Here is a 9,782-nt window from a genome sequence, read left to right as displayed (position 1 = left end):
TTTCATCAAGGAAATATCTTCAGTATCGAATTTATTTCTTTTGAGGGCAACTAAATTGAGAGATCGAACATGGGAAGGGTTGCCTTCGACTAACATATAAGGGGGTACATCTCGATCGATCCTACTCATACCGCCTAGCATAGCCATTTTACCAATTTTTACGAATTGATGAACCCCTAACATACCGCCTATCACTGCTTTTGATTCTACCTCCACATGACCCGCTAGAGCGACGGAATTAGCAATCACAATGCCATTACCTAAGATACAATTATGGGCAACATGGACATAAGCCATTAAGAGATTGTCATTGCCGATAATCGTTTCCTCTCCTTCTCCTGTGGCGCGGTTAATGGTGACATATTCTCGAATAATATTGCGATCGCCAATTTTAACAAAACTTTTTCCACCTTTATATTTTAAATCTTGAGGGGCAAAACCGAGGGCAGCACCGGGAAAAATCTGATTATCACAACCAATTTCAATAGGTCCAGAAATCACCACATTAGCACCGATAATGGTATTAGCACCAATTTTGACATCGGCACCAATAACGACATTGGGAGCAATTTCGACGGTAGGATGTAATTCAGCTTTGGGATCAATAATAGCAGTGGGATGTATCACGATTCGTAAAATAAATTATATATATTTGATGAAATTAGTAACGAGGATAAACAAAAAATCTGATCATTACCATAATTGATTTTAAAATTTATCTCATTTGAGGGAGAAAAATTAATCGAAAAGAGAAAATAACATTTCTGCTTCTACCGCTAATTGTCCATCAACCAAACCTTTTCCTTGCATTTTAGCAATACGATTACGTTTAAAAGACAGTAACTCAACTGTCATCACTAATTGATCACCGGGGATAACGGGGCGACGAAAACGGGCTTTATCTACCCCAGCATAGGCGAAAAACTTGCCTTTCATGCCGGGTAAAAGAGTTAAAATCACTCCCCCTACTTGTGCTAGGGCTTCTAATTGTAAAACCCCCGGCATTATGGGCTTATTAGGGATATGCCCAGGAAAGAAAGGTTCATTGATGGTGACATTTTTAATGCCTGTAGCCTTTTGTCCTTCTGTATAATCAATAATTCGATCGAGCAAAGCAAAAGGATAACGATGGGGTAATAATTCTTGAATTTCTGTAATAGAGAAGGTTGTCACAGTGTTTTGTACTAAATCTTGTTCCATTAATGATGATTTCCTGAAGACACTTATCAATAAGCCTTAATTAGAATATCATGAACCAGTAAAACTAAGCTCAGTAGAGCAAAAAATTTTTTATGATGGAGTAATGCTATTTTAAAATTATTGTTTCGACTATTTCAGCTATTTTGATACTTGCTCCAGAAGTGCCTCTAACTTTTTGTAAATTATCTTTCATGATTGTTAATTTTGTGGGATTTTTTAAGAAATCTAAAACTAAATTTCCCACTTCTTCTACAGTTAAATAACCGATTAATTCGGGTACAATTTCTTTTTTTGCCCATAGATTAGGCCAAGCATAAAGTTTTTTATTTTTTTTGGTAAATTTGAGTACGATCGAGTTAATTAACTTAGCAAAGAAATCTCCTAGTATGGGTAAATTAGCCAAGATTCCGGGTAAACCATCCCATGATTTCATTGCCTCTAATTGATATAAAGGAATTAAAACTATCATCGGTATTCCTAAAGCTCCTAATTGAGCAGTATTTGCTCCCACAGTAGTTAAACAAAGATCACAATTAACTAATTCTTCATAGGCGGGAAAATCAGTAATTAATTTTATTTTAACTCCTCCAGATGTTAGCAGATAAAGTTGTTTTTTTTCTTCTATTAATTGCACTGTTACATTACCTAATTTATCAATTAAAGGGTTATTATTTTTATTACCATAGTAAGCTAAATTTTCTGGAGTTATGGTGGGTGCAAGAGGAAGAATAAAGTCAATATTGAATAAGTTTTGTTCAGATGAAATATTTATAATATACTGTACGATCGAACTTAAAAAAGGCACACCTTGAGTTAATTTACTAGATTTTGAACCGGGTAACAGTCCTATTTTAATATTATTATTAATTTGATTATTGTCTGATTTTAAAATACTCACATCAGCCATTAAATCTCCCACAATAGTACATTTATGATGAAATGAAGAAGGTATTTTATCAATAATAGCTTGATTCATGACTGCAAAATAATCAATATAGCGATACCAACGAGCATCCCATTCTGCATAAATTAAACTTTGAAAACCAAGTCTTTTAGCAATGGTTAAAGTAAAAAATTGATCTCCACCTAAAAAAATAACTAAACCTTGAGAATGCCAATGCCAATTATCCGCAGTTTTTCCCCATAAAAAAAAACTAAAAAAATCATCGGGTGATTGAATACGATTAATCTCTTGCCATGAAGTTGCAATATTAACTTCATTTCCCGTAGCGTGAGGGCAAGGAGATAAAATTAAAGAGATTCTAATATTATTATGAAGATGATTTAATTTAGCTCTAATTTGCTTAACAACAGGTAAAACCCATGTGGTAATTTCTCCCGGTCCGTTGGATAATATAACTATATCAAAATTGTTCATTAAGGTATTATCCCTCCTTTATTAATAAAATTATCATATTTGAAAGTGATACCTTTTCTCTTAAATTTATCTCGTCAGGAATTGATCGATCGATTTTGTGATAAAAATTAAATATCGATCGTATTTTTAGCAACATAGAAAATAATGACTCAAGAGGGAAAATTGGTTGTCATCACCGGACCTAGTGGAGTAGGTAAGGGTACAATAGTTAAGGCTTTACTGTCTAAATATTCTCAGATTTTTGTGTCTATATCTGCGACAACTCGTGTGCCTCGTCAGGGAGAAGTTGATAAAAAGGATTATTATTTTTTGTCTCGTGATGAATTTGAACAAATGATTAATGATCATCAACTGTTAGAATGGGCTGAGTATGCTGGAAACTATTATGGCACTCCTCGTCAACCTGTGTTAGAGCAAATTAATCAGGGTAAAATTATTATCTTAGAAATTGAAGTTTTAGGAGCAAGATTGATTAAAGATAGTTTCCCTTTAGCTACGAGCATTTTTATTTTACCCCCTTCTTTAGATATTTTAGAGCAAAGATTGAGGGGAAGAGCTACAGATGCCGAGGAAGTTATTATTAAACGTTTGGCTAAAGCAAGGGAAGAATTAGCCGTTAGTGATGAGTTTGATTATCAGGTTATTAATGATAATTTAGAAAGTTCGATCGAACTGGTGGAAAGTATAATTTTTCCTGCGGTTTCCTAAAGTATCAAAAATAACGCTTTTAAACTCATTTTACATTATCAGAGTCTGGGGCTGAGGAAGGTTCGATCACGAAGTGGCGCTGCTCGATCGAGCTATCCTCAGTTGCAATTGTATTCTGTGGATTATTTTCTGCTTCTGTTTCTACATCGTCAGCAATCGACTCAACAGTTTCTGTTTCTACATCATCAGCAATCGACTCAACAGTTTCTGTTTCTACATCATCAGCAATCGACTCAACAGTTTCTGTTTCTACATCATCAGCAATCGACTCAATAGTTTCTGTTTCTATCTCATCAGTAATCGACTCAACAGTTTCTGTTTCTACATCATCAGTAATCGACTCAACAGTTTCTGTTTCTACATCATCAGTAATCGACTCAACAGTTTCTGTTTCTACATCGTCAGCAATCGACTCAATAGTTTCTGTTTCTATCTCATCAGTAATCGACTCGATAATTTCTTCTTCCTTAAGAGAGTCTTTCGTTAAATCATTTTCCTCTGTTATTTTCTCAACTTCTTCACTATCACTATTAGAATCCACTAAATCTAAATTCTCAATAGCTGTTTCTACTTCTGTGGCGCTAATATTAAGATCAATTTCAGGCTCAATTTCTGATTCGTTGGTTTCTATAACAGATGGAGAAGTTTCTTTTTCATTCCTATTTTCTGGAGAAGACTTACGGAAAAATCTCATCAATTTACTAAAAATATTACTTTTAGATTTTTCTGATTCATTACTAATATTATCTGTAGATTGAGATAATCCTAAAGAATCTATATCAAAATCATCATCAAGATTATTTTCTGAGGGTGAAACTTCGTTTAAGTCAACTTCTATTTCTTCTTGGATAACTTCTTCAATAACACTTTCAACGGTTTGAGTGTCTTCCTGTAATGGCTTTTCGGTGTTAATTTCTACGGTTACTTTTTTCTCGATTATTTCCTTTGGGAATGGTTGATTTTTTTCAGATTCGACTTCTAAATTCTCTTTTATTTCAAGATTTTTTTCTTCTATTTCAGGCGTTTTTTCATCGGTTTTAGTAGAAGTTTTTCTCGTAACAACTGGGGTTTTCTTTTTCGCTAATTGAGAGATTTTATTAAAAGAAGTGAGAATGAAACTTAAAAGAGAAAAACCTTCTAACCCATTATTCGATTCCGTATCAGCAATGATTAATTTTCTAATTTGTCGATTTTCCCAGATAAATGCGATCGCCAAAGATACTACTGCTAATTGTCCTAATAATACCGCTCCTGTAATTTTTCCTGCACATATCCAGAGAGTTAAAGCATAAAACAAACCTAGTCCACTCCAAAGAAAATCATCTTGCCGATGAATTTTGGGACTAATAAAAGCGTTAAGATATAGTGTTAGACTAATCATAGCCATAACGATGGCGAGAAAGTAAGCTAACATTGCTTGTTCTCCTTCAGTATGTTGATTCTTTGATTTATATTATACTCAAAAACCGTCAAGAAATAAATTTCAGGGAATTTGTCTTCAGGAATAAGTGTAGATTTCTTTGTGATTCGTTTTTTTGTAATAATGGTTTTAACCCTTTTTGGATAATTCCCAATCTCTCCAACACCCCAACACTCTAATACCAAAACCTGATAATTTTATCTTGAACTGATTTTATTGCGGTAATAATTGTTGCACAAAAGCTAAGTTGGCAGTATCTCTTAATATTAAGAAGATGCCTAAACCTAATAGCAAGACTAAGCCAGTTTGCATAATTCCTTCTTGCAATTTATTGGGTAAGGGTTTCCCCATTATTCCTTCTACGGCTAGAAAGGCTAGTTGTCCTCCATCTAGGGCAGGAAGGGGTAAAATGTTGATAATGGCTAAGTTGATGCTAATTAATGCACCAAATTGAAATAGGTTTCCTAAGTCGTTTTTTGCTAATTCTGCACCTACCGCTACGATCGCAACAGGACCAGCTACTTGTTTAACGTTATCTTGAAAGTTAGTTATTAATTGAGCGAAACCTTGAATAGTCAGTTTTGTATAACGTTCAAATTGTTGTGCGCCTACCGTAAAGGCTTCTATAATATCACGGGGACGGCGCTTAATAAATTCTCCGTTGGGTGCTAACATGACTCCGATTTTTCCCTTACCATTGTCTGTTAATTCTGGGGTAATCGGTAAAATAAAAGTGTCGTCTCCTCTTTTGACGGTAAATTGTAAAATCTGATTGGGAGAGTCTTGAATGGTTTTTCTTAAGGTTTCTAAGGCAGTTTCTTCGGCGGGTAAAGTTTGATTGTTGATAGCTAATATCACATCCCCACCTTGTAATCCTGCCGTTACGGCTGGAGAGTTAACTTCGGTGATAATTTCGGGAATTAAAACCCCTGCTTGATAATTTATATCTTGTATGCCGACAGTGGTTGCTTGACCTACTAAAAGGAAATAAGCAAAAATTAGATTAGCGATAACTCCAGCACTGATAACGATGGCTCGATCGAATACAGGGCGATTACGCAGTAAATCAGGATCATCTAAAGATATATTACTATCAGGATCATCATCAGGAAAACCCACATAACCCCCTAAAGGAAAAGCTCTCAGAGCGTACTCTGTTTCTTTACCATCATATTTAGCTAAAACTGGCCCAAAACCGATGGAAAACTTACTAACTCGAATACCTTGTAATCGAGCCGCTCCAAAATGTCCTAATTCGTGAACTACTATTAATAAACCTAAAACTGCTATAGCCGCCAATACTGACATAGTATCTAATTTTACTTACAAAACTTTAAAATTCTATTATAATGCTAACTTACCGTAACCTGAGTTAGACAAAAGAAAACGATCGATGTTTATTAACTAAATTATTAAATTCTTTATATCTTTTAATTCTTTCTGTGATAATGGTTGTGTTTCAAAGTTACAATTAAAACATTCGGCGGCGGCTTCGGTTAAGGCGGAGACGATCGAACTTAAAGACATCAAAGGTAAGACAGGAGAGGGAGGGGTAGTATTAAAAACTTGTTGAAATAGCTTTAAATCGGGTTTTAATAACATTGAACCGTGTTGCAGGGTAAATTTACCCTTTTTGAGTTGCGCACTACCGATAAACTTATTCCCCTGTCGATCGACCAAATCCGCATTAGTAGCTAATTTGAAGCAATTAGCGGATTGTAGATATTTGCTTTCAGGTTGTCCAAAATCTAAATTTACCCCTAATTTTTGCCATCCTAAAATTAAAAATTGGCATATTTGCCGATATACTGTATCTAAATTTCCGTCTAAATGGGATGTTACTACCATATAAGTTAAATCCCCTTGATGCAGTACTCCTCTCCCACCACTAGGACGTTTCACCAAGTCTAAAGGTTTTCCTTCATAGGTGAGATTGTGCCAATGACTAGGAAAATGGCGTTTTTGGCTAACGCCTAAAGAAATGGCTGGAGGATTCCATGTATAAAATCTGAGGGTAGGAGGATGATTGTATTTTTGATGTTGTGTTAGTAGCCACTGATCGATCATCATTTGTAACTTACCGTCACCTTCCATCAAAGGGATAAAACGCCATGTATTCATAAAACAATATCACCTAATCTTTTTCCTTTTGATGCCATTGCCAAGCATGACGAATAATAGTTTCAATATCGGGGTATTCAGGTTGCCAACCTAAAATTTTTCGAGCTTTTTCACTACTTCCCACTAACATAGGTGGATCACCGGGGCGACGATCGTCTATTTTTACAGTAAAATCTTTTTGGGTGACTTTTTTTGCACTTTCAATGACTTCTTTGACAGAGAAACCATTACCATTACCAAGATTAAAAACTTCACTTTTACCACCTTTCAAGAGGTATTCTACTCCTAATAAATGGGCTTGGGCTAAGTCTTCCACATGGATATAATCTCGAATACAAGTGCCGTCTGGAGTGGGATAATCATCTCCTAAAATAGATACAGAATCCCGTTTTCCTAAGGCGGTATATAACACTAACGGTATTAAATGAGGCTCAGGATTATGATCTTCTCCTATTAAACCATCCACAGAAGCTCCTGCGGCATTAAAATAACGAAAAGCCACATATTCCCAACCGTAGGCGCGTTGAAAATCTGCTAACATCTTCTCTACGACTAATTTGGTATAACCATAGGTGTTAATGGGGTTTTGGGGATGACTTTCCGTAATGGGAATTTCATTGGGTATTCCGTAAGTGGCACAGGTGGAGGAAAAGACAATATTTTTGACTCCTGCACTTTCCATCGCTTCCAATAAATTGAGAGTGGCAACGGTATTGTTACGATAATATTTGGCAGGGTTTTCCATGGATTCACCGACATAGGCATAGGCGGCAAAATGAATCACGGCATCAATTTTATATTCTTGAAAAATTTTATCTAATAATGCTCGATCGATCAAATCTCCTTGAATAAAATCGACTTCTAATCGATCGATGATATATTGGTGTCCATAGACTAAATTATCAAACACCAGCAAATCATAACCCTTACTTTTTAAAAGTTTAACGGTATGAGAACCAATATAACCTGCGCCACCAGTAACTAAAATAGTCATAAAAATAGATTAAATAATAAAATTGTTATCTTCCCCTTGGGAGGCTTGACGACTACGAGCATCATAATATAAATCTGCTAAAGTGATCTTAAAAATCCCTTCTTGAAATTTTTGATTCAAACGTTTCCATAAAGTCATTGTTACCCAATCCTCTGCCGAATTTCGATTCAAATGATGAGACGATAAAGGCTCAATTTTATCTCCCACTGCTGTTAAAATATCCCCTAAAGAAATCTCCTCTGGCGGTAAAGCTAATATATAACCCCCCTGCATTCCTCTGATAGACTTAATTAAACCAGCATGACGAATTTTAATTAATATTTTCTCTAAGTAAGGTGCAGGTAAATTTTGACGAGTGGCGATCGCACTTACTGACACAGCTCGATCGTGTTCTTGAAGACTCAAATCTAGTAATGCCTTCACCGCATAATAACCTTTTTTTGTTAACTTCATTGACTATCCCAAAAGATACAAAAAAATTAGTTAACTTCAAGATGTAAAACATAATGACCTAAATTTAGATGATTACTCCACAATTCATACTCAATTCTCAATGACTCAGGATTAGACGAACCTTTTAGAGTCAGATTCCGAGTAAAATTCCGTAGATAAATACTATCATTTTGTTGATCACCGTCTCCATTTTCATTAAGCCAATAACGACTTTTACCGTAAATACCTTTTTCCCAATAATGACGATAATTCACCCCATTTTTATTTTGTTGAGTCATTATCACCCTGAAAGGAGATATTTCTAACCAAATTAAATTTTTGCCGTTTTCCTCCGGGTTTTCTGTGGGAAAATAAAAATTAGTATCATCAGTGATTTTACTGAATTCCACATTATTTAAGACGATGTGAAACCGATTATGATCTCTTTGATATAATGTTGCGATCGCATCCAAATGGACAAGAATCTCTAAATTAGTGGAAAGATAAGAAAGGGATACGGAACGATGATCAGTTAACATAGATCAACCTCTAAACTTGTTAACTATCAGCATAGATCGAAAAGAAAGAAATTGATAGTCTCAGTAAAAAAAATAAAATGTCCCTTGCTTTTTTTTTTATAGTTAGCTATAATAATTTAATGTGAGCAATCCTCGATAGCTCAGTGGTAGAGCGGTCGGCTGTTAACCGATTGGTCGTAGGTTCGAATCCTACTCGGGGAGTTTTAAAAATATTATTCCAAAGATTAATGGTAGATAAGTAAGGGATCATCATTAGCTTATAAAAAAAATACCATAAAAAAATCACTGAACAGATTTTGAAGATTCAATTTCTAATTCAGTGTTCTTTTTTAGTAATCATATATAAACTAAATGTTTTCTATACCACAAGTTAAAGGACAAGACGCATAAATCGAATTTTGATTAATTCTGTCTTTATCAGTGTCATGTAACCAGCCTAACCATTGTACTTCATCAGGGCGAATACCTTTAATCGTTAATAACAAAGAAGAAATAATGATAGCAACGGTTGTTACTCCTAAAATTCCTCCCGATACTAAGACGATGGCACTAGCAGGTAAAATAGATTGTAAGACGATGGCGGCTAAGACTCCCACCGTCATCAAAATGACTACTAAGGGAAAACCCACCACCAAAAAGCACACCGTTAGAGTGAATGTCCAGATGAGAAAACTTTTAGTCATGGCGAATAAATAACTATTTCTCCAACTGTTTTCGTGAGATACTTGCATTGCTTTTGATACTCCCTAAAGATTTTGACGACAATAAACGAGTTTAAATTTTTAATAAACTCTCCGTAGAAATAACTATTAGATTTATTTCTTATATCGTCAGTATAAGAAAAATAAAACGGAAATGAGGGTTTTTGTAATAACTCTTTACATTTAACCCGTGATTTTTGTGGTAATTCTTTGAGTCTAAGGCTTTATCTGATTGATTTTCAGTGCAATTGTGAGGAACAAAGAAAAAAATGTTACATTTCTTCATATT

General features: G+C 34.9%; 11 protein-coding genes and 1 tRNA gene (1 of these 12 running past the window's edge). 2 read left to right on the top strand and 10 right to left on the bottom strand.

The window, feature by feature from the left end:
- From lpxA to SYN6308_RS16330, 3 genes are all read right to left on the bottom strand, one after another.
- A protein-coding gene (lpxA, locus tag SYN6308_RS16340) for an acyl-ACP--UDP-N-acetylglucosamine O-acyltransferase (protein WP_390091460.1) crosses the window boundary here: on the bottom strand, nt 1-639 show its 5' portion. 162 nt of this gene lie to the left of the window's left edge; the window shows 639 of its 801 coding nt (coding positions 1-639); it begins with the start codon at nt 637-639; its stop codon lies beyond the left edge, outside the window.
- 99 nt (nt 640-738) lie between these two features.
- A complete protein-coding gene (gene fabZ, locus SYN6308_RS16335; protein ID WP_017295522.1) occupies nt 739-1,200 on the bottom strand; it encodes a 3-hydroxyacyl-ACP dehydratase FabZ in 462 nt (153 codons plus the stop codon).
- A 106-nt stretch (nt 1,201-1,306) separates the two neighbouring features.
- Nucleotides 1,307-2,578: a hypothetical protein gene (locus SYN6308_RS16330; RefSeq protein ID WP_017295521.1), complete on the bottom strand. Its 1,272-nt coding sequence runs from the start codon at nt 2,576-2,578 to the stop codon at nt 1,307-1,309.
- A 144-nt stretch (nt 2,579-2,722) separates the two neighbouring features.
- Here SYN6308_RS16330 and gmk point away from each other — a divergent pair, with 144 nt between their 5' ends.
- Entirely contained in the window at nt 2,723-3,286 is a 564-nt protein-coding gene (gene gmk / locus SYN6308_RS16325; RefSeq protein ID WP_017295520.1) for a guanylate kinase, read from the top strand.
- 25 nt (nt 3,287-3,311) lie between these two features.
- Here the strand turns inward: gmk and SYN6308_RS23525 are convergent, their stop codons facing one another.
- From SYN6308_RS23525 to SYN6308_RS16290, 6 genes are all read right to left on the bottom strand, one after another.
- The gene (locus SYN6308_RS23525) at nt 3,312-4,700 is read right to left on the bottom strand and encodes a Ycf66 family protein (protein ID WP_017295519.1); all 1,389 of its coding nucleotides are present in this window, start codon (nt 4,698-4,700) and stop codon (nt 3,312-3,314) included.
- Between the two features lie 219 nt (nt 4,701-4,919).
- The gene (gene rseP / locus SYN6308_RS16310) at nt 4,920-6,014 is read right to left on the bottom strand and encodes an RIP metalloprotease RseP (RefSeq protein WP_017295517.1); all 1,095 of its coding nucleotides are present in this window, start codon (nt 6,012-6,014) and stop codon (nt 4,920-4,922) included.
- Between the two features lie 96 nt (nt 6,015-6,110).
- Nucleotides 6,111-6,827, bottom strand: coding sequence for a lipoyl protein ligase domain-containing protein (locus tag SYN6308_RS16305; protein ID WP_017295516.1), 717 nt, complete (start codon nt 6,825-6,827; stop codon nt 6,111-6,113).
- 13 nt (nt 6,828-6,840) lie between these two features.
- Nucleotides 6,841-7,821 carry a UDP-glucose 4-epimerase GalE gene (gene galE, locus SYN6308_RS16300; protein ID WP_017295515.1) on the bottom strand — a complete coding sequence of 327 codons (981 nt, stop codon included), beginning with the start codon at nt 7,819-7,821 and terminating at the stop codon, nt 6,841-6,843.
- 9 nt (nt 7,822-7,830) lie between these two features.
- Entirely contained in the window at nt 7,831-8,274 is a 444-nt protein-coding gene (locus SYN6308_RS16295) for an Rrf2 family transcriptional regulator (protein ID WP_017295514.1), read from the bottom strand.
- A gap of 26 nt (nt 8,275-8,300) precedes the next feature.
- Nucleotides 8,301-8,792: a hypothetical protein gene (locus tag SYN6308_RS16290; protein ID WP_017295513.1), complete on the bottom strand. Its 492-nt coding sequence runs from the start codon at nt 8,790-8,792 to the stop codon at nt 8,301-8,303.
- 129 nt (nt 8,793-8,921) lie between these two features.
- Between SYN6308_RS16290 and SYN6308_RS16285 the strand changes: the two genes are divergently transcribed.
- A tRNA-Asn gene (locus SYN6308_RS16285) sits at nt 8,922-8,993 on the top strand.
- Between the two features lie 146 nt (nt 8,994-9,139).
- Here the strand turns inward: SYN6308_RS16285 and SYN6308_RS16280 are convergent.
- Nucleotides 9,140-9,523: a hypothetical protein gene (locus tag SYN6308_RS16280; protein ID WP_017295512.1), complete on the bottom strand. Its 384-nt coding sequence runs from the start codon at nt 9,521-9,523 to the stop codon at nt 9,140-9,142.
- Nucleotides 9,524-9,782: the final 259 nt, after the last annotated feature.

The organism is Geminocystis herdmanii PCC 6308 (genome assembly GCF_000332235.1).
Lineage (GTDB): Bacteria > Cyanobacteriota > Cyanobacteriia > Cyanobacteriales > Cyanobacteriaceae > Geminocystis > Geminocystis herdmanii.
This window is presented reverse-complemented; position numbering and strand designations above follow the sequence as displayed.

What these genes read in the sequence shown, in the direction of transcription:
- SYN6308_RS16280 (WP_017295512.1), bottom strand. Translation starts at nt 9,523, where the DNA reads ATGCAAGTATCTCACGAAAACAGTTGGAGAAATAGTTATTTATTCGCC.
- fabZ (WP_017295522.1), bottom strand. Translation starts at nt 1,200, where the DNA reads ATGGAACAAGATTTAGTACAAAACACTGTGACAACCTTCTCTATTACA.
- SYN6308_RS16290 (WP_017295513.1), bottom strand. Translation starts at nt 8,792, where the DNA reads ATGTTAACTGATCATCGTTCCGTATCCCTTTCTTATCTTTCCACTAAT.
- SYN6308_RS23525 (WP_017295519.1), bottom strand. Translation starts at nt 4,700, where the DNA reads ATGTTAGCTTACTTTCTCGCCATCGTTATGGCTATGATTAGTCTAACA.
- SYN6308_RS16295 (WP_017295514.1), bottom strand. Translation starts at nt 8,274, where the DNA reads ATGAAGTTAACAAAAAAAGGTTATTATGCGGTGAAGGCATTACTAGAT.
- SYN6308_RS16330 (WP_017295521.1), bottom strand. Translation starts at nt 2,578, where the DNA reads ATGAACAATTTTGATATAGTTATATTATCCAACGGACCGGGAGAAATT.
- gmk (WP_017295520.1), top strand. Translation starts at nt 2,723, where the DNA reads ATGACTCAAGAGGGAAAATTGGTTGTCATCACCGGACCTAGTGGAGTA.
- rseP (WP_017295517.1), bottom strand. Translation starts at nt 6,014, where the DNA reads ATGTCAGTATTGGCGGCTATAGCAGTTTTAGGTTTATTAATAGTAGTT.
- SYN6308_RS16305 (WP_017295516.1), bottom strand. Translation starts at nt 6,827, where the DNA reads ATGAATACATGGCGTTTTATCCCTTTGATGGAAGGTGACGGTAAGTTA.
- galE (WP_017295515.1), bottom strand. Translation starts at nt 7,821, where the DNA reads ATGACTATTTTAGTTACTGGTGGCGCAGGTTATATTGGTTCTCATACC.